At 70.2% G+C, this 23,852-nt stretch carries 22 protein-coding genes, 1 tRNA gene and 1 rRNA gene; 22 read left to right on the plus strand and 2 right to left on the minus strand.

From position 1 onward, the window contains the following. Window positions 1–140 precede the first annotated feature (140 nt). Window positions 141–257, plus strand: a 5S ribosomal RNA gene (rrf, locus tag AB0D31_RS05790). 163 nt (window positions 258–420) lie between these two features. Here rrf and AB0D31_RS05795 read toward each other — a convergent pair. Beyond that, window positions 421–1,269 carry a LysR family transcriptional regulator gene (locus AB0D31_RS05795; RefSeq protein ID WP_362717508.1) on the minus strand — a complete coding sequence of 283 codons (849 nt, stop codon included), beginning with the start codon at window positions 1,267–1,269 and terminating at the stop codon, window positions 421–423. A 102-nt stretch (window positions 1,270–1,371) separates the two neighbouring features. Between AB0D31_RS05795 and AB0D31_RS05800 the strand changes: the two genes are divergently transcribed. Next, window positions 1,372–2,097 (plus strand): SDR family oxidoreductase, encoded by a 726-nt coding sequence (locus tag AB0D31_RS05800; protein WP_362717511.1) that lies wholly within the window; start codon window positions 1,372–1,374, stop codon window positions 2,095–2,097. A 405-nt stretch (window positions 2,098–2,502) separates the two neighbouring features. Here AB0D31_RS05800 and AB0D31_RS05805 read toward each other — a convergent pair. Beyond that, window positions 2,503–2,574 (minus strand) — tRNA-Arg (locus AB0D31_RS05805). A gap of 157 nt (window positions 2,575–2,731) precedes the next feature. On the opposite strand from AB0D31_RS05805, the gene AB0D31_RS05810 reads away from it, so the two are divergent. From AB0D31_RS05810 to AB0D31_RS05905, 20 genes are all read left to right on the plus strand, one after another. Beyond that, the gene (locus AB0D31_RS05810) at window positions 2,732–3,166 is read left to right on the plus strand and encodes a response regulator (RefSeq protein ID WP_362717514.1); all 435 of its coding nucleotides are present in this window, start codon (window positions 2,732–2,734) and stop codon (window positions 3,164–3,166) included. A 243-nt stretch (window positions 3,167–3,409) separates the two neighbouring features. Then, window positions 3,410–4,417 carry an ArgS-related anticodon-binding protein NrtL gene (gene nrtL, locus AB0D31_RS05815; RefSeq protein ID WP_362717517.1) on the plus strand — a complete coding sequence of 336 codons (1,008 nt, stop codon included), beginning with the start codon at window positions 3,410–3,412 and terminating at the stop codon, window positions 4,415–4,417. Between the two features lie 96 nt (window positions 4,418–4,513). Beyond that, window positions 4,514–5,905 carry a diaminopimelate decarboxylase gene (gene lysA, locus AB0D31_RS05820; protein ID WP_362717520.1) on the plus strand — a complete coding sequence of 464 codons (1,392 nt, stop codon included), beginning with the start codon at window positions 4,514–4,516 and terminating at the stop codon, window positions 5,903–5,905. A 98-nt stretch (window positions 5,906–6,003) separates the two neighbouring features. Next, complete coding sequence (locus AB0D31_RS05825; protein WP_362717523.1) at window positions 6,004–7,296, plus strand: homoserine dehydrogenase; 1,293 nt, start codon at window positions 6,004–6,006, stop codon at window positions 7,294–7,296. Window positions 7,297–7,302: 6 nt separating this feature from the next. After that, the gene (gene thrC / locus AB0D31_RS05830) at window positions 7,303–8,361 is read left to right on the plus strand and encodes a threonine synthase (RefSeq protein WP_362717526.1); all 1,059 of its coding nucleotides are present in this window, start codon (window positions 7,303–7,305) and stop codon (window positions 8,359–8,361) included. Between the two features lie 280 nt (window positions 8,362–8,641). After that, complete coding sequence (gene thrB / locus AB0D31_RS05835; protein ID WP_362717529.1) at window positions 8,642–9,559, plus strand: homoserine kinase; 918 nt, start codon at window positions 8,642–8,644, stop codon at window positions 9,557–9,559. Window positions 9,560–9,979: 420 nt separating this feature from the next. After that, entirely contained in the window at window positions 9,980–12,118 is a 2,139-nt protein-coding gene (gene rho, locus AB0D31_RS05840) for a transcription termination factor Rho (RefSeq protein WP_362717532.1), read from the plus strand. Between the two features lie 446 nt (window positions 12,119–12,564). Next, window positions 12,565–13,674, plus strand: a complete 1,110-nt coding sequence (locus AB0D31_RS05845) for an LCP family protein (RefSeq protein ID WP_362717534.1) — start codon at window positions 12,565–12,567, stop codon at window positions 13,672–13,674. A 168-nt stretch (window positions 13,675–13,842) separates the two neighbouring features. Beyond that, window positions 13,843–14,070, plus strand: a complete 228-nt coding sequence (rpmE, locus tag AB0D31_RS05850; protein WP_053726981.1) for a 50S ribosomal protein L31 — start codon at window positions 13,843–13,845, stop codon at window positions 14,068–14,070. 102 nt (window positions 14,071–14,172) lie between these two features. After that, entirely contained in the window at window positions 14,173–15,252 is a 1,080-nt protein-coding gene (gene prfA / locus AB0D31_RS05855; RefSeq protein WP_362717537.1) for a peptide chain release factor 1, read from the plus strand. A gap of 30 nt (window positions 15,253–15,282) precedes the next feature. After that, complete coding sequence (gene prmC, locus AB0D31_RS05860) at window positions 15,283–16,164, plus strand: peptide chain release factor N(5)-glutamine methyltransferase (protein WP_267056406.1); 882 nt, start codon at window positions 15,283–15,285, stop codon at window positions 16,162–16,164. Window positions 16,165–16,210: 46 nt separating this feature from the next. Then, window positions 16,211–16,858: an L-threonylcarbamoyladenylate synthase gene (locus tag AB0D31_RS05865; protein ID WP_362717540.1), complete on the plus strand. Its 648-nt coding sequence runs from the start codon at window positions 16,211–16,213 to the stop codon at window positions 16,856–16,858. Continuing rightward, on the plus strand, window positions 16,855–17,505 hold the full coding sequence (locus AB0D31_RS05870; RefSeq protein WP_362717542.1) for a protein-tyrosine-phosphatase: 651 nt from the start codon (window positions 16,855–16,857) through the stop codon (window positions 17,503–17,505). Before AB0D31_RS05865 ends, AB0D31_RS05870 begins: the two co-directional genes overlap by 4 nt. A gap of 51 nt (window positions 17,506–17,556) precedes the next feature. Next, window positions 17,557–18,795: a serine hydroxymethyltransferase gene (gene glyA, locus AB0D31_RS05875; RefSeq protein ID WP_362717545.1), complete on the plus strand. Its 1,239-nt coding sequence runs from the start codon at window positions 17,557–17,559 to the stop codon at window positions 18,793–18,795. Between the two features lie 222 nt (window positions 18,796–19,017). After that, complete coding sequence (locus tag AB0D31_RS05880; protein ID WP_362717851.1) at window positions 19,018–20,364, plus strand: MraY family glycosyltransferase; 1,347 nt, start codon at window positions 19,018–19,020, stop codon at window positions 20,362–20,364. Between the two features lie 264 nt (window positions 20,365–20,628). Continuing rightward, a complete protein-coding gene (locus tag AB0D31_RS05885; RefSeq protein WP_362717548.1) occupies window positions 20,629–21,066 on the plus strand; it encodes a hypothetical protein in 438 nt (145 codons plus the stop codon). A gap of 225 nt (window positions 21,067–21,291) precedes the next feature. Beyond that, window positions 21,292–22,113 carry a F0F1 ATP synthase subunit A gene (gene atpB, locus AB0D31_RS05890; protein ID WP_362717551.1) on the plus strand — a complete coding sequence of 274 codons (822 nt, stop codon included), beginning with the start codon at window positions 21,292–21,294 and terminating at the stop codon, window positions 22,111–22,113. A 77-nt stretch (window positions 22,114–22,190) separates the two neighbouring features. Then, entirely contained in the window at window positions 22,191–22,442 is a 252-nt protein-coding gene (locus AB0D31_RS05895) for a F0F1 ATP synthase subunit C (protein ID WP_362717554.1), read from the plus strand. Window positions 22,443–22,495: 53 nt separating this feature from the next. Beyond that, window positions 22,496–23,032 carry a F0F1 ATP synthase subunit B gene (locus AB0D31_RS05900; RefSeq protein ID WP_362717853.1) on the plus strand — a complete coding sequence of 179 codons (537 nt, stop codon included), beginning with the start codon at window positions 22,496–22,498 and terminating at the stop codon, window positions 23,030–23,032. Then, complete coding sequence (locus AB0D31_RS05905; protein ID WP_362717557.1) at window positions 23,029–23,844, plus strand: F0F1 ATP synthase subunit delta; 816 nt, start codon at window positions 23,029–23,031, stop codon at window positions 23,842–23,844. Before AB0D31_RS05900 ends, AB0D31_RS05905 begins: the two co-directional genes overlap by 4 nt. Window positions 23,845–23,852: the final 8 nt, after the last annotated feature.

Below are 23,852 nucleotides of genomic sequence, written 5' to 3' on the forward strand. Positions count from 1 at the left end.
GGTAACGGGTGGAGCTGACTGGTACTAATAGGCCGAGGGCTTGTCCTCAGTTGCTCGCGTCCACTGTGTTTGTTCTGAAGCAATGAACTCCCGCACACCCTGGTTGGGGTGTGTGCCGGTCGAGTTCAACTTCATAGTGTTTCGGTGGTCATAGCGTTAGGGAAACGCCCGGTTACATTCCGAACCCGGAAGCTAAGCCTTTCAGCGCCGATGGTACTGCAGGGGGGACCCTGTGGGAGAGTAGGACGCCGCCGAACAATCTTTAGGGAAAAGCCCCGCACCAGATCGTAGAAATACGGTCACGGTGCGGGGCTTTTTCGCGTTGGTGGACTGCCGGGGCCCGCCCTCGTAACAGGAGGAGGGAGCGGTTGTAGACGACCGACGCTGGGCTGCGTAGGGAAGAGTTTCCGGATCGATCGTTCAGATACGCGCGGCAGCCCGGACGAGTCCGGCCACGGCTCGGGAGCGGCTGTGGGGTGGCCACGCGATCACCGTTGTGACCTGCGGCGCGTCCACGACCGGTACGGTCAGCAGATCCGTACGGAGCTGCGCCCTGCACGACTCCGGGGCGATCCAGCAGGCCCGGCCGAGCGCGATCAGCTGAAGCAACTGGGCATGGTTGCGGGCCTGCGGGCCGGGGCCCTCCGGGTAGGAGCCGTCCCGGTCCGGCCAGCGTGGCATCGGCAGGTCGGAGAGTGCGGCGACCTCAGCGGTCCGTACCTGGTCGTGTCGGCCGAGGGGATGCCCGGCCGGCAGCACCACCACCTGTCCCTCCGTGCGCAGTTCCTCGGTGTCGAAGCCGGCCGTGGCATCGAAGGGCAGGTGCAGGAGAGCGACGTCGGCCCGGCCGTCGCGCAGCATGCGTTCCTGCTCGCCGATTCCGCAGAGGAGCAGATCGACGGCGACCGCATCGGGTTCGGCGGCGTAGGCGTCGAGGAGCTTCGCCAGCAGTTCGCTGGAGGCGCCCGCCTTGGTGGCGAGGACGACATCGGGCGCGCCGGTGGCGGCGCCGGCGGCTCGGCGGGTGCGGCGCTCGGCGGCCTCGATCGCGTCGAGTGCCGCGCGGGCCTCCCGCAGCAGCACCGCGCCGGCTTCCGTGAGCGTGACCGCGCGGCTGGTGCGCTCCAACAGCGTTGCGGCCAGGCGGCGTTCGAGCTGGCGGATGGCGCGGGACAGCGGGGGCTGTGCGATACCGAGCCGCTGGGCAGCCCTGCCGAAGTGCAGTTCCTCGGCGACGGCGACGTAGTACCGCAGCTCTCTCGTCTCCACACCGCCAGCGTACTGCTCCGACCTGGATCGATACTCGGGCGGTATCGATGCGAACCCGATCGGTGTTGGCCGGCCTCCGGTGGGGTGGGCCAGGATCGAGGCATGAGCGAACAGAAAATCGCGCTGGTGACCGGCGCGAACAAGGGCATCGGATACGAGATCGCGGCCGGACTCGGCGCCCTGGGCTGGATGGTCGGAATGGGCGCGCGGGACCAGGAGCGGCGCGAGGCCGCGGTGGCGAAACTGCGTGCGGCCGGTGTGGACGCGTTTTCCGTACCGCTGGACGTGACCGACGACGCGAGCGTGACCGAAGCCGCCCGGCTGATCGGGGAGCGGGGCGGCCGGCTCGACGTGCTCGTCAACAATGCGGGGACGACCGGCAACGCGCCGCAGATGCCGACCACGGTCGACGTGGAGACAGTGCGGGCGGCCGTGGAGACGAACGTGATCGGCGTCATCCGCGTCACCAACGCGATGCTGCCGCTGCTGCGCCGCTCGGCGTCGCCGCGGATCGTGAACATGTCCAGCAGCGTCGGGTCGCTCACCCTGCAGACCACGCCCGGCGCCGAAGTGGGCCCGATCTCCGCCGCGTACTCGCCCTCGAAGACGTTCCTGAACGCCGTCACCGTCCAGTACGCCAAGGAGCTCCGCGACACCGACATCCTGATCAACGCGGGCTGCCCCGGCTACTGCGCCACCGACCTCAACGGATTCCGCGGCGTCCGCACCCCGGCACAGGGCGCCGCGATCGCCATCCAGCTCGCGACCCTGCCCGACGACGGCCCGACCGGTCACTTCTTCGACGACGCGGGGGAGGTGGCGTGGTGACCTCCGCCGCTGTCGCGGGCGCCCGCTCCATGCCCTCCGGTCGACGGGTCGCGGCGCGGTGAATCCCCCCGAGCCGCATACGGCACGGGCGCAACTCGATTGCACGCACGGGTACTTGGCGCTTGCTCCGATCCGGGCACGTAGGGGTACGGGGGCAGCGCCCCGGGCCCTGTGCACTGCCGACGCAGAGGCTCCGTAACCGCAACTGAGCCGCCTCGGGTCACTGAGCAATGGCCGGACACCGGCTGCCCGTTGGGCGCCTGAGTTCGTCATCGAGAGGGCCCGGCGAGGGCCTCGCAGACACCCGGATGGCACCAGCGCCCCTACGGGCTGCCGCACCAACGCAAAGACCCCGTCCTCAGCGAACTCGCTGATGGCGGGGTCTTGTGACACTTACACAGTAAGTGCCCCCGGCAGGATTCGAACCTGCGCACACGGCTCCGGAGGCCGTTGCTCTATCCCCTGAGCTACGGGGGCGTCCGCCGCGTTCGGCGGCGACGGGTTGAACACTACCAGCTCTCCCGGGGTGGCTGTGAACAGGTATTTCCGGTGCCTGTGCGGGTGGTGTCCCCCGGCCGGGGTGGAAGTGGGGAAAACCCGGACGCGGTGGCGTCCTCGGACCTAACCTCAAGGTGTGCCAGGCGCGTCCGGCCGGGTTCTTGTTGTGGACGACAACAAGGTCATCCGGCAGCTGATCAGGGTCAACCTCGAGCTGGAGGGCTTCGAGGTCGTGACCGCGGCCGATGGTGCCGAGTGTCTGGAAGTCGTGCATCAGGTGAGCCCCGATGTGATCACCCTCGATGTGATGATGCCCCGGCTCGACGGACTGCGTACGGCCGCGCGGCTGCGCTCCGACCCGCGGACCAGCCGGCTGCCCGTGGCCATCATCAGTGCGTGCAACCAGTACGAGGTGGAGACCGGGCTCGCGGCCGGCGTCGACGCCTTCCTCGCGAAGCCGTTCGAGCCCGCCGACCTGGTTCGGCTCGTACGGCAGCTGCTGCACCGGGAGGCTCCGCCGTCTGCCGACGGCAGCAGGGAACCCGGCCGGGCCGGTAGCACCCGAGGCTGAGCCCTTTTCCTGCTCACGGGCTCACGGGCTCACGGGCTCACGGGCGTGTGCGGCGACACGGTCATCTCCATCGTCCCCGAGGCTGAGCCCTCCTCACGGGCTCACTCACGCGAGCAAGCCAGCAGCACCCAGCACCCCAGGCCGAGCCCCGCCGGCGCCGAGCCGCCCGCGCCGCGGCCCCGGACCGCCCACATGGCGAAACCGGTTCGCGGAAGGGCCCCCCTTCTCGCCTACGCTTGTCCCGTGACCCCCTCCGAGCTCTCCCGTACCGTCGTGCGCGTCGTGCGCAGCGCGGTGGACGAGGGCGTCCTCGACCTCCCGCCCGTGGGGGAGCTCGTCGTCAAGGTCGAGCGGCCCCGGCCCGGGGGGCGGGGGGACTACGCCAGCGGGGTCGCGCTCAAGCTCGCCGCCGCGGCCGGGCTGCCGCCCCGCACGGTTGCCGAAGTGCTGCGGCAGCGGATGACCGGGCAGGCCGGCATCGCGCACGTCGAGATCAGCGGGCCCGGGTTCCTCAACATCACCCTCGACCGCGCCGCCCAGGACGATGTCGTACGGCAGGTGCGCGACGCGGGGCTTCGCTACGGGTACGGGGAGGCGCTACGCGGGCAGAGCTTCACGTTCGCGGCCGTCTGCGAGGAGCGGGCCCGGGTGGTCGCCGAGGTCGTTGTGCGGTTGCTCACGGCCCAGGGGGCTCTCGCCCGGCTCGGTACGGACGGCGGCGTGGAGGATGGCGCGGAGGGCGGGGTGGGCCTTCCCGTCGTGCCGTGTGCCATGCCGCGCCTCGCCGATCTCGTCGGCGTCGACGCCGCGCGCTGGGCCATGCTCCGGGCCGCCCGGCACGACCGGCCGCGTACCGATGTCGAGGAGCTGCTCGCGCAGCGGGAGAGCAACTCCCTTTTCCGGGTGCGGTACGCGTACTCCCGCAGCCGCGCCCTCACCCGCAACGCCGGCGAGCTCGGCTTCGGGTCCGAGCCCGGTCCCGTGTCCGAGGGCGCGGAGCTGCTCGCGCTCCTCGGCGATCACCCCGCGGTGCTCGAAGGCGCCGCCCGGCACCACGCGCCCGACCGGCTCGCCCGGCACCTCGAAGCCGTGGCCGACGAACTGCTCCGCTTCCAGCACCAGGTGCTGCCGCTCGGTGACGAGAAACCCTCGGCCGCCCACCGCTCACGGCTCGCCCTCGCCGAGGCCGCCGGGACGGTGCTGGCCGGTGGCCTGTCCCTGCTCGGCGTCGACGCCCCCGAACTTCTGTGACATGCGCAGACGGACACCGCCGTCAGCCGCCGTCACGACCCAGACGTGCAACCCGACGTGCCACCACACGTGCAAGACGAGAAGAGACGCAAGAAGATGAGCCGATCCGCGCACCCCGCCGGCCCCCGCCACGCCGACGTGCTCCCCGAAGGCCACTACTCCGCGCCGCCCGCCGACCTCAACTCCCTCGACCCGAAGGTCTGGTCGAGCACGGTGGCCCGTGACGAGGACGGCGCCCTCACCGTCGGCGGGCTGCAAGTGGCGCGCCTGGCCGAGGAGTTCGGAACGCCTGCCTACTTCCTCGACGAGACCGACTTCCGGGAGCGGTGCCGCGCCTGGGCCGACGCGTTCGGCCGTGACGCCGATGTGTTCTACGCGGGCAAGGCGTTCCTGTCGCGGGCCGTCGTGCGCTGGCTGCACGAGGAGGGGCTCAACCTCGACGTGTGCTCCGGCACCGAGCTCGCCACCGCGCTCGACGCGGGGATGCCCGCCGAGCGGATCGCCTTCCACGGCAACAACAAGAGCGAGGCCGAGATCCGCCGCGCCGTCGAGGCCGGGGTCGGGCGCATCGTGCTCGACTCCTTCCAGGAGATCGTGCGGGTCGCGCACATCGCCCGGGAGCTGGGCAAGGTGCAGAAGGCGTTCATCCGCGTCACCGTCGGCGTCGAGGCCCACACCCACGAGTTCATCGCCACCGCGCACGAGGACCAGAAGTTCGGCATCGCGCTCGCCGGCGGCCAGGCCGCTGAGGCCGTGCGCCGCGCCCTCAAGCTCGACGGGCTCGAACTGACCGGAATCCACTCGCACATCGGCTCGCAGATCTTCGACATGGCCGGCTTCGAGGTGTCCGCCCGCCGCGTCGTGCAGCTCCTCGCCGAGGTGCGCGACGAGCACGGCGTCGAGCTGCCCGAGATCGACCTCGGCGGCGGCCTCGGCATCGCGTACACCTCCGAGGACGACCCGCGCGAGCCGCACGAGATCGCCAAGGCGCTCACCGAGATCGTCTCGCGCGAGTGCGAGTCCGCCGGGCTGCGCGCGCCCCGCATCTCCGTCGAGCCGGGCCGCGCCATCGTCGGCCCTACCGCGTTCACGCTGTACGAGGTCGGCACCATCAAGCCGCTCGAAGGGCTGCGTACCTATGTGAGCGTCGACGGCGGCATGTCCGACAACATCCGTACCGCGCTGTACGACGCCGAGTACTCCGTGGCGCTCGTCTCGCGCACGTCGGAGGCCGAGCCGATGCTTGTCAGGGTGGTGGGCAAGCACTGTGAGAGCGGTGACATCGTGGTGCGTGACGCGTTCCTGCCCGCCGACCTCGCGCCGGGTGATCTGATTGCCGTGCCGGCCACCGGTGCGTACTGCCGCTCCATGGCCAGCAATTACAACCACGCGCTGCGCCCGCCGGTCGTCGCCGTGCGCGACGGTGCGGCGCGGGTGATCGTCCGACGCGAGACGGAGGAAGATCTCCTGCGTCTCGATGTCGGATAAATGAAATAGTTGTCTCAGGATCCGGACGACGGGCAGAAACCCCCGTCCGGTGAGTGAGACTGGTTCGTATTCCAGGTTTGAAGAGGAAACGAGGTCGGATGATGCGTACGCGTCCGCTGAAGGTGGCGCTGCTGGGCTGTGGAGTGGTCGGCTCAGAGGTGGCGCGCATCATGACGACGCACGCCGACGACCTCACGGCGCGCATCGGCGCCCCCGTGGAGCTCGCCGGGGTCGCCGTGCGCCGGCCCTCCAAGGCGCGGGAGGGCATCGACCCCGCCCTGGTCACCACCGACGCCACCGCCCTCGTCAAACGCGGTGACATCGACGTCGTCGTCGAGGTCATCGGCGGCATCGAGCCCGCCCGCACCCTCATCACGACCGCCTTCGAGCACGGCGCCTCCGTCGTCTCCGCGAACAAGGCGCTGCTCGCCCAGGACGGCGCGGCGCTGCACGCCGCCGCCGTCGAGCACGGCCGTGACCTGTACTACGAGGCCGCCGTCGCCGGCGCGATCCCGCTGATCCGGCCGCTGCGCGAGTCCCTCGCCGGTGACAAGGTCAACCGGGTCCTCGGCATCGTCAACGGCACGACCAACTTCATCCTCGACAAGATGGACTCGACGGGCGCCGGCTACCAGGAGGCCCTCGACGAGGCCACCGCGCTCGGCTACGCCGAGGCCGACCCGACCGCCGACGTCGAGGGCTTCGACGCCGCCGCCAAGGCCGCCATCCTCGCCGGGATCGCCTTCCACACCCGAGTCCGCCTCGACGACGTGTACCGCGAGGGCATGACCGAGGTGACCGCCGCCGATTTCGCGTCGGCGCGCCAGATGGGCTGCACCATCAAACTGCTCGCGATCTGCGAGCGCGCCGCCGACGGCGGCTCCGTGACCGCCCGGGTCCATCCGGCGATGATCCCGCTCGACCATCCGCTGGCCTCCGTACGGGGCGCCTACAACGCGGTGTTCGTCGAGGCGGAGGCCGCCGGGCAGCTGATGTTCTACGGGCCCGGCGCGGGCGGCGCCCCGACCGCGTCCGCCGTCCTCGGCGACCTGGTCGCGGTCTGCCGCAACAAGCTCGCCGGGTCGACCGGGCCGGGTGAGTCGGCGTACACGCGGCTGCCCGTGAGCCCCATGGGCGACGTCGTGACCCGCTACCACATCAGCCTCGACGTGGCCGACAAGCCGGGCGTGCTCGCCCAGGTGGCGACGGTCTTCGCCGAGCACGGGGTGTCCATCGACACCGTGCGGCAGTCCGGCAAGGACGGCGAGGCCTCCCTCGTCGTCGTCACCCACCGCGCGGCCGACGCGGCCCTCACCGGGACCGTGGACGCCCTGCGCAAGCTCGACACCGTGCGTGGTGTCGCCAGCATCATGCGTGTTGAAGGGGAGTAACCAGCAATGACCCACCAGTGGCGCGGAATCATCGAGGAGTACCGGGACCGGCTCCCCGTCTCCGCTACGACCCCGGTCGTCAGCCTCCGCGAGGGCGGCACGCCGCTCGTGCCCGCGCAGGTGCTCTCCGAGCGCACGGGCTGCGAGGTGCACCTCAAGGTCGAAGGCGCCAACCCGACCGGGTCCTTCAAGGACCGCGGCATGACGATGGCGATCACCCGGGCCAAGGAGGAGGGCGCCAAGGCGGTCATCTGCGCCTCCACCGGCAACACCTCCGCCTCGGCCGCCGCCTACGCGGTGCGGGCCGGCATGGTGTGCGCGGTCCTCGTGCCGCAGGGCAAGATCGCACTCGGCAAGATGGGCCAGGCGCTCGTGCACGGCGCCAAGATCCTCCAGGTCGACGGCAACTTCGACGACTGCCTCACGCTGGCCCGCTCGCTCTCCGACAACTACCCGGTGGCGCTGGTCAATTCGGTCAACCCGGTGCGCATCGAGGGCCAGAAGACCGCCGCGTTCGAGATCGTGGACGCGCTCGGCGACGCGCCCGACATCCATGTCCTGCCCGTGGGCAACGCCGGCAACATCACGGCGTACTGGAAGGGCTACAAGGAGTACGCCGCCGACAGCATCTCGACGCACACCCCGCGCATGTGGGGCTTCCAGGCGTCGGGCTCGGCGCCGATCGTGCGCGGCGAGGTCGTCAAGGACCCGTCGACCATCGCCACCGCGATCCGCATCGGCAACCCGGCCTCGTGGCAGTTCGCGCTCGCCGCGCGCGACGAATCCGGCGGCTTCATCGACGAAGTGACGGACCGTGAGATCCTGCGCGCCTACCGGCTGCTCGCCTCGCAGGAGGGCGTCTTCGTGGAGCCCGCCTCCGCGGCTTCGGTCGCTGGACTGCTCAAGGCCGCCGAGCGCGGTCTTGTCGACCCGGGCCAGAAGATCGTGTGCACGGTGACCGGAAACGGTCTCAAGGACCCCGACTGGGCCGTCGCCGGAGCGCCGCAGCCCGTCACCGTCCCGGTGGACGCGGCGACCGCGGCCGAGCGCCTCGGCCTCGCGTAACACCAGGCCGCAGCGGTTGCGTACGCGTCCCGTTCCGCGAGGACACGTACGTAAAACCGGACAAGCCCGCACGTAGGGGCACAGGGGGCTCGCGACACGCATCGTGCGCCTCCTGTGCGCCCTATGTCGCCACGGAACCTTCCTTCGATAGGCTGTACTCAACCCGCCCCGCCGCATATGCCGCGGTGCAGTTGCCCACGTGGCCCTCGGGTGTTCAGTACGTCTTCGAGAAACCTCGCAGCAGACCCCAGCAGCAGCCTCACAAGGAGTCATCAGAGCGATGGCCGGTCCCGCATTCCGCGCCGCCGCCGTACGGGTGCGCGTCCCCGCCACCAGTGCCAACCTCGGCCCGGGCTTCGACTCCCTCGGCCTGTCACTGGGGCTCTACGACGACGTGGTCGTCCGCGTCGCCGACTCCGGCCTCGGCATCGACATCGCGGGCGAGGGCGCCGACACGCTGCCCCGCGACGAGAGCCACCTGCTCGTACGGTCCCTGCGCACCGCGTTCGACCTGCTCGGCGGGCAGCCGCGCGGCCTTGAGGTCGTCTGCGCCAACCGCATCCCGCACGGCCGCGGCCTCGGCTCCTCCTCCGCCGCCATCTGCGCCGGCATCGTCGCGGCGCGCGCCGTGACCATAGGCGGCGACGCCCGGCTCGACGACGCGGCCCTGCTGGAGCTCGCGACCGAGATCGAGGGCCACCCCGACAACGTCGCGGCCTGTCTGCTCGGCGGGTTCACGCTCTCCTGGATGGACGGCGGAGCGGCCCGCGCGATCCGGATGGACCCGGCGGACTCCATCGTTCCGGTGGTCTTCGTGCCGGGCAAGGCGGTCCTGACGGAGACGGCCCGCGGACTGCTCCCGCGCACCGTGCCGCACGTCGACGCCGCAGCCAACGCGGGCCGCGCGGCCCTGCTCGTGGAGGCCCTGACCAGGCGCCCCGAGCTGCTGCTCGCCGGCACCGAGGACCGGCTCCACCAGGAGTACCGCGCACCGGCGATGCCGGAGAGCGTGGCACTGGTCAACCGGCTGCGCGCGGACGGTGTCCCGGCGGTCATCTCCGGCGCGGGCCCCACGGTGCTCGCGCTGGTCGAGGACGGTGCGGCCGACAAGGTCGCACGCCTTGCGGGGGAGGGGTGGGCCGCCAACCGGCTCCGTCTCGACGCCGCGGGTGCGTGCGTCCTGCCGCTCGGGGCGTAGGACTGGCCAGGGCCCGGGGCCGGGCGTCAGGGAGCACGGCTTGCCGGTGAACGAGAGGGGGAATGTTTGTTGGATCCGGTAGTGTTAACCTCAAGTCTGCATCGGTCGTCTTCGTGGCGCGGTGCTTCGTGTCCCCTTCAGGGACCGCCTTTCTTCCGAGAGCCTCCCCAACTGCCTGCGCAGCCTGCCTGAGCAGTTTCGAGCACGCTCCGGAACCGGTACGACACCCCACGCTCCTTCCCGGCAGGGGCCGAGCAGGGGGATCTCGGGCCGGAACCCACGCACTTTGTCTCTCCGCCGTACGCGGCGGACCACCGCCCCGGCACGATCAGTGATCGACACGATCACGGGCCGCAGCCGGACAGCACAACCGGTCGCCGAGCCAGACAGGCCGACGTCCGCTCCAGGGAAGGACCCTTCGTGAGCGACACCACCGATCTGATGGGCGTGACTGCCGACAACTCTGTCGACAATGCCGCGCCCGCCGCAGGTGCTGCCTCCGGCACCACCGCACGGCGCCGCCGCTCCGGCACCGGCCTCGACGGCATGGTCCTGGCCGAGCTGCAGCAGGTCGCGTCCGGCCTCGGCATCAGGGGCACCGCGCGTATGCGCAAGAGCCAGCTGATCGAGGTCATCAAGGAGGCGCAGGCCGGTGGGGGCACCTCCCAGGCTCTTTCGGGCTCTGGGGGAGGTTCCGCGGCTCCCGCCAAGGCCTCCGCGTCGACCGCCGGTGCCGAGGCCAAGCCGAAGCGCCGCGCCACCTCCAAGGCCCGTACGGGCGACGAGGCCGCCGCTCCCGCCGCCGAGAAGCAGGCCGCGCAGCAGCAGATCGACATTCCGGGCCAGCCGTCCGCCAAGGCCTCCGACCAGAGCGCCGGCGACGAGCAGCCCGTAGGCGAGCGTCGTCGCCGCCGCGCCACCGCGCCGTCCGGCAGCCCCGAGTCCGCCTCGGTGGCGGTCGAGACCGCCACCAAGACGGAGGCCAAGGCCGAGGTGAAGACCGAGGCCAAGGAGCCCGAGGCGAAGGCCGCCGAGGCCGTCGACACCGCCGAAGGCCGCCGGGAGCGCCGCGACCGCGGTGAGCGCGGCGACCGCCGGGACCGTCAGCAGCGCGGTGAGCGCGGCGGCGACCGTGGCGAGCGCGGTGAGCGCGGCGACCGCGGCGAGCGCGGCGACCGCGGTGACCGTCAGCGCGGCGACCGTGGCAAGGCCGACGACCAGCAGGGCGGCCAGCGCCAGCAGCGCCAGGGCGGGCAGGGCGGCCAGCAGGGCCAGCAGCAGAACCAGAACAACGGCCCGCAGGACGACTTCGACGACGACGGCAGCCGCCGTGGCCGTCGCGGACGCTACCGCGACCGCCGTGGCCGCCGCGGTGTCCGCGACGAGTTCGGCGCCGAGCCGCAGGTCGCCGACGACGACGTCCTGATCCCCGTCGCGGGCATCCTCGACATCCTCGACAACTACGCGTTCATCCGGACCTCCGGCTACCTGCCGGGCCCGAACGACGTGTACGTCTCGCTCGCCCAGGTCCGCAAGAACGGCCTGCGCAAGGGTGACCACGTCACCGGCGCGGTGCGCCAGCCCAAGGACGGCGAGCGCCGCGAGAAGTTCAACGCCCTGGTGCGGCTGGACTCCTCCAACGGCATGGCTGCCGACTCGGGCCGCGGGCGCCCGGAGTTCAACAAGCTGACCCCGCTCTACCCCCAGGACCGGCTCCGTCTGGAGACCGACCCGGGCGTCCTGACCACGCGGATCATCGACCTCGTGTCGCCGATCGGCAAGGGCCAGCGAGGCCTGATCGTGGCCCCGCCGAAGACCGGCAAGACCATGATCATGCAGGCGGTCGCCAACGCGATCACCCACAACAACCCCGAGTGCCACCTGATGGTCGTCCTGGTCGACGAGCGTCCGGAAGAGGTCACCGACATGCAGCGGTCGGTGAAGGGCGAGGTCATCTCCTCGACGTTCGACCGTCCCGCCGAGGACCACACCACCGTCGCCGAGCTGGCCATCGAGCGCGCCAAGCGTCTCGTCGAGCTCGGCCACGACGTGGTCGTCCTGCTCGACTCGATCACCCGCCTGGGCCGTGCGTACAACCTGGCGGCCCCGGCCTCCGGCCGCATCCTGTCCGGTGGTGTCGACTCGACCGCGCTCTACCCGCCGAAGCGCTTCTTCGGTGCCGCGCGCAACATCGAGGACGGCGGCTCGCTGACCATCCTCGCCACCGCGCTCGTGGAGACCGGCTCGCGCATGGACGAGGTGATCTTCGAGGAGTTCAAGGGCACCGGCAACATGGAGCTCAAGCTCGACCGCAAGCTTGCCGACAAGCGCATCTTCCCCGCGGTGGACGTCGACGCGTCCGGCACCCGTAAGGAAGAAATCCTGCTCGGCAGCGACGAGCTGGCCGTCACCTGGAAGCTGCGCCGTGTGCTGCACGCGCTCGACCAGCAGCAGGCCATCGAGCTGCTCCTCGACAAGATGAAGCAGACGAAGTCGAACGCCGAGTTCCTGCTCCAGATCCAGAAGACGACTCCGGGTCAGGGCAACGGCAACGACTAGCAACTCCCGGCCCCGCAGGGCCAGTTGAGAGCGCCCCCGGCACTTCGGTGCCGGGGGCGCTCGCGTGTGCGGGCGGGCCTGCCGGGCCACGGCCGTACGTCATCGCGGTCACCGTGCGGTCACTGCGGTCGCCGCGTGGTACGTCATCGCGGGCGCCACGCGGTGCGTCACCCCGGTCACTGTGCGTACCGTCGCGTGCGCTGAGGTATTCGACACACGGGCAGTGGCCCGCCCCCGGCGGGGCGGCGTCCACGGCCTCCGCGAACCCGCAGGTGAGAGCGGTGTGCAGAGCGCCTGGCCGCACGCGGGACCTGCCCCGCTCTTAGCGGGCTCTTAGAACCCTGTGCAACCCTTCTTGGTGCTTCGACGTCTGACGAGTGTCGACAATCCGTGCCTGAACACCGGGGCAGGGGGTAATCGGAGGAGCGCCGAGAACTGAGGAGAACATGACCGAGCAGGGCACACGCACCAGCCGAATACGCGGGGCCGGCAAGCGCCGCAAGCAGCTCAGCACGCGCCGTCGCGCCGTGCGGATAGCCGCGTGGACCGCGGCCGGCGTAGTGCTCGTCGGCGGGGGCGGACTCGGCTACGTGTACTTCAAGCTCAACGGCAACCTCAAGGGCGTCGACATCAACGCCCAGCTCGGTACCGACCGCCCGCAGAACGTCGACAACGGCTCCGAGGACATCCTCGTCCTCGGCTCGGACTCGCGGGCCGGCGCCAACAAGGAGTACGGCGCCGACGAGGGCGGCGCCCGGTCCGACACCGCGATGATCATCCACGTCTACCAGGGCCACAAGACCGCGAGCGTGGTCTCCATCCCGCGCGACGCCCTGGTCACGCGGCCCTCCTGCACCACGGAGAGCGGCAAAACCGACCCCGGCGCCAAGCGCCAGATGTTCAACACGGCGTACGAGGTCGGCGGCCCGGCGTGCGCCGTCAAGACCGTCGAGCAGATGTCCGGCATCCGCATGGACCACTACATCGAGGTCGACTTCACCGGCTTCAAGAAGCTGATCGACCAGCTCGGCGGGGTGCCCGTCACCACCAACAAGCCGATCAAGGACGACAAGAGCCACCTCGACCTGCCGGCCGGCAAGCACACCCTCAACGGCGAGCAGTCGCTCGGCCTCGTACGGACCCGGCACGGCGTCGTCGGCGACGGCAGCGACCTCGGCCGCATCCAGCTCCAGCAGGCCTTCATCAAGGCGCTGATCGGCCAGGTCAAGAGCGTCGGCGTGTTCAGCAACCCGGCCAAGCTTTACGGCCTCGCCGACGCGGCCACCAAGACGATCACCACCGACTCCGACCTGAGCTCGGTCAACTCGCTCATCGGGTTCGCGAGCGGCCTCAAGGGCCTGGACGCCTCGAACGTCAAGATGATCACGCTGCCGGTGCAGTACGACAAGCTCGACCCCAACCGCGTCAGCCCCCTCGAAGAGCAGTCCCGGCAGGTCTGGGACGCCCTCTCCAAGGACCAGCCGATCCCGGCGTCCGCGACCGCCGACTCGGCGGGCGACAAGGGCACCGCGGGCGGCTACGTGGCCGGCCAGTAGCGTCCCGGGCCGGTTCCGGACGCCTCGGGCGGGGGTGGGGGAATAGTTCCGCCTCCACCCCGGTTTTGGGAGATGCGCCCAGTCCTGGCAGACTGGTACGTCGGCCCCGGTTCACGTATGCGCAATCCGCGTCTACGACCCGGCGCCCTCCCGAACCTAGGAGACACCTTGAAGCGCGACATCCACCCCGAGTACGTCGAGACCCAGGTCAGCTGCACCTGTGGCGCGGCTTTCACCACCCGTAGCACGATCGGCGGCGGCTCCATCCGCGCCGAAATCTGCTCCGAGTGCCACCCGTTCTACACGGGCAAGCAGAAGATCATGGACACCGGTGGCCGCGTGGCCCGCTTCGAGGCCCGCTTCGGCAAGGCCGCTGCCGGCTCCGCCCAGAAGTAGCGAGCCCACTGCGCCGGTCCGTGGCGCCTCCGTTCCGGGGGCGCCGCGACCGGCGCTTTGCCGTCAACACCTACTTCTACGTTTGACCCCCAGGAGCATCCGATGTTCGAAGCGGTCGAGGACCTGATCGGCGAGCACGCCGACCTCGAGACGAAGCTCGCCGACCCTTCGGTCCACGCCGATCAGGCCAACGCGCGCAAGCTGAACAAGCGCTACGCCGAGCTCACGCCGATCGTCGGGACCTACCGCGCCTGGAAGCAGGCCGGCGAGGACATCGAGACCGCCCGGGAGTTCGCCGCCGACGACCCCGACTTCCTGGCCGAGGTCAAGGACCTGACCGCGCAGCGCGAGGAGCTCACCGAGAAGCTCCGCCTGCTCCTGGTCCCGCGCGACCCGAGCGACGACAAGGACGTGCTCCTGGAGATCAAGGCGGGTGCGGGCGGCGACGAGTCGGCCCTGTTCGCCGGCGACCTCCTGCGCATGTACCTGCGCTACGCCGAGCGCGTCGGCTGGAAGACCGAGATCATCGACTCCACCGAGTCCGACCAGGGCGGTTACAAGGACGTCCAGGTCGCCGTGAAGACCAAGGGCGGCAACGGCGCGACCGAGCCCGGCCAGGGCGTCTGGGCACGGATGAAGTACGAGGGCGGCGTGCACCGCGTGCAGCGCGTGCCCGCGACCGAGTCGGCGGGCCGCATCCACACCTCCGCCGCCGGCGTGCTCGTCACGCCCGAGGCCGAGGAGGTCGACGTCGAGATCAACATGAACGACCTCCGCATCGACGTGTACCGCTCCTCCGGCCCCGGCGGCCAGTCCGTCAACACCACCGACTCCGCCGTGCGCATCACGCACGTGCCGACCGGCGTCGTCGCCTCCTGCCAGAACGAGAAGAGCCAGCTCCAGAACAAGGAGCAGGCCATGCGCATCCTGCGCTCCCGGCTGCTCGCCGCCGCGCAGGAGAAGGCCGAGGCCGAGGCCGCCGACGCCCGCCGCAGCCAGGTGCGCACCGTCGACCGCTCCGAGAAGATCCGGACGTACAACTTCCCGGAAAACCGCATCTCGGACCACCGGGTCGGCTTCAAGGCGTACAACTTGGACCAGGTCCTCGACGGCGACCTGGACGCGATGATCCAGGCCTGCGTCGACGCGGACTCCGCCGCCAAGCTCGCGGCCGCCCAGTAATCACCCCCGTACGACTGCCGGAGGACCAGCGTGCAGCAAAACTCTGGGGGGCGACCCCCAGGCCCCCGAAGCGTGCTGCTTGCCGAGGTGGCCCAGGCCACCCGGCGGCTGGCCGACGCCGGTGTGCCCTCGCCGCGGTTCGACGCGGAGGAGCTCGCCGCGCACATCCACGGTGTGAAGCGGGGAGAGCTGCACAACGTCAAGGACGTCGACTTCGACGCCCGCTACTGGGAGGCGATCGCCCGCCGCGAGGCGCGTGAGCCGCTCCAGCACATCACCGGCCGCGCCTTCTTCCGCTACCTCGAACTCCACGTCGGGCCAGGGGTGTTCGTGCCCCGCCCCGAGACGGAGTCCGTGGTCGGCTGGGCCATAGACGCCGTCCGCGCGATGGATGTCGTCGAGCCGCTCATCGTCGACCTGTGCACCGGCTCGGGCGCCATCGCGCTCGCCATGGCGCAGGAGGTCCCGCGCTCACGCGTGCACGCCGTGGAGCTGTCCGAGGACGCCCTGGCATGGACGCGGAAGAACGTCGAGGGGTCCCGCGTCGTTCTCCACCAGGGCGACGCGCTCACCGCGCTGCCCGAGCTCGACGGCCAGGTCGACCTGGTCATCTCGAACCCGCCGTACATCCCGCTCACCGAGTGGGAGTACGTCGCCCCCGAGGCGCGCGACCACGACCCCGAGCTCGCGCTGTTCTCCGGTGAGGACGGCCTCGACACCATCCGGGGCATCGAACGCACCGCGCACCGCCTCCTGCGGCCCGGCGGGCTCGTCGTCATCGAGCACGCCGACACGCAGGGCGGCCAAGTGCCGTGGATCTTCAACGAGGAGGCCGGCTGGGCGGACGCGGCCGACCACCCCGACCTGAACAACCGCCCGCGCTTCGCCACGGCCCGCAAGGCGACGCCGTGACCAGCATCAGCACCCAGACCGTGTACGTGTACGAGGAGGCCCGCTAATGGCTCGGCGATACGACTGCAACGACGCGACCGACCGCACGACCGGTCTGCGCGAAGCCGCGTCAGCCGTCCGCCGCGGCGAGCTCGTGGTGCTGCCCACCGACACCGTGTACGGCATCGGCGCGGACGCCTTCAGCTCGCAGGCCTGCATGGACCTGCTCGACGCCAAGGGCCGGGGCCGCAACATGCCCACCCCCGTCCTCATCGGCTCGCCCAACACCCTGCACGGCCTGGTCACCGACTTCACCGAGCAGGCCTGGGAGCTCGTCGACGCGTTCTGGCCCGGCGCCCTGACGCTGGTCACGCGCCACCAGCCGTCCCTCCAGTGGGACCTCGGCGACACCAGGGGCACCGTCGCCATCCGGATGCCGCTGCACCCCGTCGCCATCGAGCTGCTCACCGAGGTCGGCCCGATGGCCGTCTCCTCCGCCAACCTCACCGGCCACCCCTCTCCGGAGGACTGCGACGCGGCTCAGGGCATGCTCGGGGACTCCGTCTCGGTGTACCTGGACGGCGGCCCCACCCCGGGCATCGTGCCCTCCTCCATCGTCGACGTGACCGGCAAGGTCCCGGTGCTGCTGCGCGCGGGCGCCCTCGACGCGGACGCGCTGCGCAAGGTGGTACCCGACCTCGAGGTGGCCAATTGACCGCCCCTGAGGGGCGTGGCATAGGCACGGTTCACCCGGTGGGGAACTCGTTCCGCATCCTCCACGTCAGCACCGGCAACGTCTGCCGCTCGCCCATCACCGAGCGGCTGACCCGCCATGCCCTGAGCGACCGGCTCGGGGACCCGTTCACGGCCGGCCTCATCGTGGAGAGCGCAGGCACCTGGGGGCACGAGGGCGCTCCGATGGAGGCCAACGCCGCCGCGGTGCTCGCCGACTTCGGTGCGGACGCCACCGGCTTCACCGGGCGCGAGCTCCTCGACGAGCACGTCATCACCGCCGACCTGGTCCTCACCGCGACCCGCGACCACCGCGCCCAGGTCATCTCGATGGGCCACTCGGCGGGCCTGCGCACCTTCACCCTGAAGGAGTTCACCCGGCTCGTACGGGCCATAGACCCGGCCACGCTGCCCGACCCCCTCCAGGAGGGCATGGTCGAGCGCGCGAGGGCCCTGGTGCGGGCCGCGGCGGCGCTGCGCGGCTGGCTGCTCGCGCCGAACGCCGAGGCCGACGAGGTCAACGACCCCTACGGCGCACCCATCACCTTCTTCCGCTCCATCGGCGACGAGATCAACCAGGCCCTCGACCCGGTCGTCACCGCCCTCACGGGCGTGCCCACGCACCACTGAGACACGCCATCACACCGGGCGCGCCGGGCAACCGGGACCTACGCTGGACGCATGTCCGTCACCTCCGCAGTTGGCACTGAACGTGCGGGGTCCGACGCCCTGAGGCGGCAGGACCCCGACATGGCCGACGTGCTGCTCGGCGAGGCCGAGCGCCAGGCCACCTCGCTCCAGTTGATCGCGGCCGAGAACTTCACCTCGCCCGCCGTGCGCGCCGCCCTCGGCTCGCAGCTGGGCAACAAGTACGCCGAGGGCTACCCCGGCGCCCGCCACCACGGCGGCTGCGAGGTCGTGGACGTCGCCGAGCGCATCGCCGTCGAACGCGCCAAAGCCCTCTTCGGGGCGGCCCACGCCAACGTCCAGACGTATTCGGGTACTTCGGCGGTGCTCGCGGCCTACGCGGCGCTCCTGAAGCCCGGGGACACCGTCCTGGCGATGGGGCTGCCGTACGGCGGACACCTCACACACGGCTCGCCCGCCAACTTCTCGGGACGCTGGTTCGACTTCGTCGGGTACGGCGTCGAACCGGACACCGGGCTCATCGACTACGGCGAGGTGTGGGACCTGGCGGCCGAGCACCGGCCCCGGGCGATCGTGTGCGGTTCCATCGCCTACCCCCGCCACCCGGACTACCGGGCGTTCCGGGAGATCGCGGACGACGTGGGCGCGTACCTCATCGCGGACGCGGCGCACCCGATGGGCCTGGTCGCCGGGGGAGCGGCGCCGAGCCCGGTCCCGTACGCGGACGTGGTGTGCGCCACCACCCACAAGGTGCTGCGCGGACCGCGCGGCGGCCTGATCCTGTGCGGCGCCGACCTCGCCCAGCGCATCGATCGCGCCGTCTTCCCCTTCACGCAGGGCGGCGCCCAGATGCACACGATCGCTGCCAAGGCCGTCGCCTTCGGCGAGGCGTCCGCCCCCGCGTTCACGGCCTACGCCCATCAGGTCGTCAGCAATGCCCGCATCCTCGCGGAGGGACTGCTCGCCGAGGGGTTCGGGGTGGCCACCGGCGGCACCGACACCCATCTCGTGCTCGCCGACCCGGCGCCCTTCCGCGTCGACGGCCGTACCGCGCGCGGCCGCCTCGCGGGCGCGGGCCTCGTCCTGGACAGCTGCGCCCTGCCGCACGCGGACGCCCGCGGCATCCGTCTGGGCACCGCGGCCGTCACCACGCAGGGGATGGGCGAGACCGAGATGGCCAGAATCGCGGTGCTCTTCGCGATGGCGATGCGCGAGGATCCAAGGACGCGGGCGGAAGTGCGGGAACTGGCCGAGCGATTCCCTCCTCCTTAAGAGGGGCGCCGGGACGAGGGGCGCCGGGACAAGCGTCCGAAACAAGGCGCGGAAAAGGGCCGGAACGCACGGTCGGCCGCATACTCACAGGGTTCGCATACGGGAAAAATGCAGGCTTATCCCCGCTCTGTGGGGGTACCTGCAACCATCTGCCGGATCCGGATGTCCTCAACCACATGCGCGCGAAGCTAGGGTGTGGGGCTGAGATGGCCAGCGATACCTCTGGGGCAGCCCGTGCGTGAATACCTGCTGACGCTCTGCGTCACGGCCGCGGTGACCTATCTGCTCACCGGGCCGGTGCGGAAGTTCGCCATCGCCGTGGGCGCGATGCCGGCGATCCGTGCGCGCGACGTGCACCGGGAGCCGACGCCGAGACTCGGCGGCATCGCCATGTTCGGCGGCCTGTGCGCGGGACTCCTCGTCGCCGACCACCTCGACGGGCTCAACGCCGTCTTCAGCCAGTCCAACGAACCGCGCGCGCTGCTCTCCGGCGCCGCCCTGATCTGGCTGATCGGCGTCCTCGACGACAAGTTCGAGATCGACGCCCTGATCAAGCTCGGCGGCCAGATGATCGCAGCGGGCGTCATGGTGATGCAGGGTCTGACCATCCTGTGGCTGCCGATTCCCGGCATCGGCTCGGTCTCGCTGACCTCGTGGCAGGGCACCCTGCTCACCGTCGCCCTCGTGGTGATCACCATCAACGCGGTCAACTTCGTCGACGGTCTGGACGGCCTGGCCGCCGGCATGGTGTGCATCGCGTCGGCGGCGTTCTTCATGTACGCCTACCGGCTCTGGTACGGGTACGGAATCGAGGCGGCCGCGCCCGCCACCCTCTTCGCCGCCATCCTCATGGGCATGTGCGTGGGCTTCCTGCCGCACAACATGCACCCGGCGCGGATCTTCATGGGTGACTCGGGCTCGATGCTGATCGGGCTCGTCCTCGCGGCGGGCGCCATCTCCATCACGGGCCAGGTCGACCCGGACGCGATGAAGCTCAACTTCGGCGGCACCCGCGATGCCACGCACGCGATGCTCCCGGTCTTCATTCCCCTGCTCATGCCGCTGACGATCATCGCGATCCCGATGGCCGACCTGGTGCTCGCGATCGTCCGCAGGACCTGGAACGGCCAGTCGCCGTTCGCCGCGGACCGCGGACACCTGCACCACCGGCTCCTGGAGATCGGACACTCGCACAGCCGCGCGGTGCTGATCATGTACTTCTGGTCGGCGCTCATCGCCTTCGGCGCGGTGGCCTACTCGGTGCACTCGGCGTCGATGTGGATCGTGCTGATGGTCGTCGCGCTGAGCGCGGTCGGGCTGGTGCTCCTGCTGTTGCCGCGGTTCTCCCCGCGCGCCCCGCGCTGGGCCGAGCGGTTCGTGCCGCCGCGCTACCGGCGTACCAAGCCGGAGCCGGAGGCGGAGCACGCCCCGGCGTCGGACGAGCAGGACGACGAGGTGCGCGGCGAGCGCCCCGCGGTGGTGGCCGGCGTCTCCGGCGTCAACGGGGCGACAGCGATCGGCCCCCGTTCGCGTTTCCCCGACCGACGGAAGACCGGCGCATCGCGCTGACGATTTGCCGCGTGGATGCTCAATACCAGACATCTCGCCGCCCGTTGCGCACAAACGCGCAGCATCACTCTCAAGTGTGCTGCCCATCACACTTCCATGGTAAAGACCTCATCAAATAGTTTGTGATACGGTTCACGAGACCCGGCGCCAGAGCCGAAGGACCGTAGTGCGACGGTCCGTTGGCCCGAGGTACCAACTCGGCCCGGGCTTACGCTCGTCCATGACGACACCACTTTGCCCCCACCAGCAAGCGGAGCTGCCGCCATGCCGTCCAACGACGCACGCACTCTTCTCCCGACCGCCCTACCCACCGCTGCCGCGGGCGCTGTTGCGACCCTCGTGAGCGGTGTGGTCGTGGGCGGCAAGGGGGCGGTGGGTGCCATCGTTGCGACGCTGGTCGTGATCCTGTTCATGGGTGTGGGGCTCGTCGTTCTTGAGCGCACCGCCAGGTCCTACCCGCAGCTGTTCCAGGCCATGGGTCTGGCGCTGTACACGGCCCAGCTGCTGCTGCTGTTCATCTTTGTCGCGGCCTTCAAGAACACGACGCTGTTCAATCCAAAGGCCTTTGCCATCACGCTGGTTGCGCTGACCCTCGTATGGATCGGCGCGCAGGCGCGCGCACACATGAAGGCAAAGATCCTTTACGTCGAGCCTGATTCGACCAAGACCGAAAAGTCCGAAAAGCCGGGATCGAAATCGTGAACGGTAGGGGCAGGATAAGTACGAGTTCTGGACCCTGCTATCGTCCGGTGCCAACTGCGGCACTGCGGGCCTGGGCATCTGAGCTGACGCCTGCTCGATCGCGAGGCTTGATGCCCGACCGCCGCCCCATCATCCGAAACACCAGTCCAGTGCCGAACCGCGGCCGCGTGCCGCGCCGACACAACGAGGTTGCCGTACCTATGCGCCACGCTGAAGGAGCCCGCGGTGAGTGCTGATCCGACGCAGGTGCTCGCCTTCGAGACCAACTGCCACCTTTTCGACGGGTGTGGCTTCCCGGCTCCCGGCCTGCACTCGTTCCTGTTCAAGCCCCTCTGGGGCGACGGCGACAGCAACCTGTACTTCAACAAGACGATGTTGCTGGCCCTGCTCGGTTCGGTCGTCATCGTGGCCTTCTTCTGGGCGGCCTTCCGCAAGCCGAAGCTCGTCCCCGGCAAGCTGCAGATGGTCGCCGAGGCCGGCTACGACTTCGTGCGCCGCGGCATCGTGTACGAGACGATCGGCAAGAAGGAGGGCGAGAAGTATGTGCCCTTCATGGTCTCGCTGTTCTTCTTCGTCTGGATGATGAACATCTGGTCGATCGTTCCGATCGCCCAGTTCCCGGTGACGGCGATCATCGCCTACCCGGCCGCCATCGCCGCGATCGTCTACATCATGTGGGTCAGCCTGACGTTCAAGCGGCACGGATTCGTCGGCGCTTTCAAGAACTTCACGGGCTACGACAAGTCGCTCGGCGCGGTCCTGCCGCTCTCGATGACGATCGAGTTCTTCTCGAACCTCATCGTCCGGCCGTTCACCCACACCGTGCGACTGTTCGCCAACATGTTCGCGGGCCACACGCTGCTGCTGCTCTTCACGATCGCCAGCTGGTACATGCTCAACGGCATCGGCATCGCGTACTCGGCGGTCTCGTTCGTGATGGTCATCGTCATGACCGCCTTCGAGCTCTTCATCCAGGCTGTCCAGGCCTACGTCTTCGTGCTGCTGGCCTGCAGCTTCGTTCAGGGCGCTCTCGCCGAGGGCCACTGACCCAGCCACACCCCCCAAGCCATCAGACGTCCGGTGGCCAACCCCCACCGGTCCATGAAAGAAAAGGAAGAACCGGCATGTCCGCTCTCGCGCAGACCGTCGCCGCTGGCGTCGAAATCAAGGGCAACCTGGGCTCCATCGGCTACGGCCTCGCCGCCATCGGCCCCGGCGTCGGCGTCGGCATCATCTTCGGTAACGGCACGCAGGCGCTGGCCCGTCAGCCCGAGGCCGCCGGCCTCATCCGCGCCAACCAGATCCTCGGCTTCGCCTTCTGTGAGGCGCTCGCCCTCATCGGTCTGGTCATGCCGTTCGTCTACCCGAGCGCCTGACACAGTCCCTCGGACTGCACTTTTAGACGAAAGGCACTGATGTGAACCTCACCATGGTTCAGCTGGCGGCCGAGGAGCAGGAAAACCCGCTCATCCCGCCGTGGCCTGAGCTCGTCATCGGCTTCATCGCCTTCGTCATCGTCTTCGGCTTCCTCGCCAAGAAGCTCCTCCCGAACATCAACAAGGTTCTGGACGAGCGTCGCGAGGCCATCGAAGGCGGGATGGAGAAGGCCGAAGCCGCTCAGACCGAGGCCCAGAGCGTCCTTGAGCAGTACAAGGCGCAGCTCGCCGAGGCCCGCCACGAGGCTGCCCGCCTGCGCCAGGAGGCGACCGAGCAGGGCACCGCGCTCATCCAGGAGATGAGGGCGGAAGGCCAGCGGCAGCGTGAGGAGATCATCGCTGCCGGCCACGCCCAGATCGAGGCCGACCGCAAGGCCGCCGCGCACTCGCTCCGTCAGGACGTGGGCAAGCTGGCGACCGACCTGGCCGGCAAGCTGGTCGGCGAGTCCCTTGAGGACCACGCGCGCCAGAGCCGCACCATCGACCGTTTCCTCGGCGAGCTCGAGGAGAAGGCCGAGGCCGTCCGATGAACGGCGCGAGCCGCGAGGCACTGGCCGCCGCACGAGAGCGTCTCGACGCGTTGATGGACCGCCCGTCCGTCGACGCGGCGAAGCTCGGCGACGAGCTGGCCGCCGTCACCACGCTGCTCGACCGCGAGGTCTCGCTGCGTCGGGTCCTCACCGACCCGGCGCAGGCCGGCGAGGCCAGGGCCGAGCTGGCCGCGCGCCTGTTCGGCGGTCAGGTGGGCGGCGAGACGGCCGACCTGGTGGGCGGCATGGTCCGCTCGCGCTGGTCGAGCTCCCGTGACCTGGTGGACTCGCTCGAAGAACTGGCGAGCACCGCCGACCTCACCGCCGCGCAGCAGTCGGGCGCGCTGGACGACGTAGAGGACGAACTGTTCCGGTTCGGCCGCATCGTCACCGGCAGCACCGAGCTGCGCTCCGCGCTCACCAGCCGCACGGCTACGGTCGCGGCCAAGAGCGAGCTGCTGCGCAGCCTGCTCGGCGGCAGGGCGAACCCGGTCACCGAGCGTCTGGTCACCCGTCTGGTGACCCGGCCGCGTGGACGTAGCCTGGAAGCGGGCCTCGAAGCCCTCTCCAAGCTCGCCGCGCACCGCCGGGAGCGGATGGTCGCCGTGGTCACCTCGGCGGTTCCGCTGACCGACCTCCAGAAGTCGCGCCTCGGTGCGGCCCTGGCGAAGATCTACGGCCGCCAGATGCACCTGAACCTCGACGTGGACCCCGAGGTCCTCGGCGGGATCTCGGTGCGCGTCGGCGACGAGGTCATCGAAGGCACCATCGCGGAGCGCCTCGAAGAGGCGAGCCGGCGGCTGGCGGGCTGACCTCACGG

This window comes from Streptomyces sp. NPDC048361 (genome assembly GCF_040651795.1).
In the GTDB taxonomy this organism is placed as follows: Bacteria; Actinomycetota; Actinomycetes; order Streptomycetales; family Streptomycetaceae; genus Streptomyces.

Excerpts from the sequence above, each read along its gene's own strand:
- AB0D31_RS05800 (WP_362717511.1), top strand. The coding sequence starts at position 1,372 with ATGAGCGAACAGAAAATCGCGCTGGTGACCGGCGCGAACAAGGGCATC.
- lysA (WP_362717520.1), top strand. The coding sequence starts at position 4,514 with ATGAGCCGATCCGCGCACCCCGCCGGCCCCCGCCACGCCGACGTGCTC.
- AB0D31_RS05825 (WP_362717523.1), top strand. The coding sequence starts at position 6,004 with ATGATGCGTACGCGTCCGCTGAAGGTGGCGCTGCTGGGCTGTGGAGTG.
- thrC (WP_362717526.1), top strand. The coding sequence starts at position 7,303 with ATGACCCACCAGTGGCGCGGAATCATCGAGGAGTACCGGGACCGGCTC.
- thrB (WP_362717529.1), top strand. The coding sequence starts at position 8,642 with ATGGCCGGTCCCGCATTCCGCGCCGCCGCCGTACGGGTGCGCGTCCCC.
- AB0D31_RS05845 (WP_362717534.1), top strand. The coding sequence starts at position 12,565 with ATGACCGAGCAGGGCACACGCACCAGCCGAATACGCGGGGCCGGCAAG.
- prfA (WP_362717537.1), top strand. The coding sequence starts at position 14,173 with ATGTTCGAAGCGGTCGAGGACCTGATCGGCGAGCACGCCGACCTCGAG.
- AB0D31_RS05865 (WP_362717540.1), top strand. The coding sequence starts at position 16,211 with ATGGCTCGGCGATACGACTGCAACGACGCGACCGACCGCACGACCGGT.
- glyA (WP_362717545.1), top strand. The coding sequence starts at position 17,557 with ATGTCCGTCACCTCCGCAGTTGGCACTGAACGTGCGGGGTCCGACGCC.
- AB0D31_RS05885 (WP_362717548.1), top strand. The coding sequence starts at position 20,629 with ATGCCGTCCAACGACGCACGCACTCTTCTCCCGACCGCCCTACCCACC.
- AB0D31_RS05895 (WP_362717554.1), top strand. The coding sequence starts at position 22,191 with ATGTCCGCTCTCGCGCAGACCGTCGCCGCTGGCGTCGAAATCAAGGGC.
- AB0D31_RS05900 (WP_362717853.1), top strand. The coding sequence starts at position 22,496 with ATGGTTCAGCTGGCGGCCGAGGAGCAGGAAAACCCGCTCATCCCGCCG.
- AB0D31_RS05905 (WP_362717557.1), top strand. The coding sequence starts at position 23,029 with ATGAACGGCGCGAGCCGCGAGGCACTGGCCGCCGCACGAGAGCGTCTC.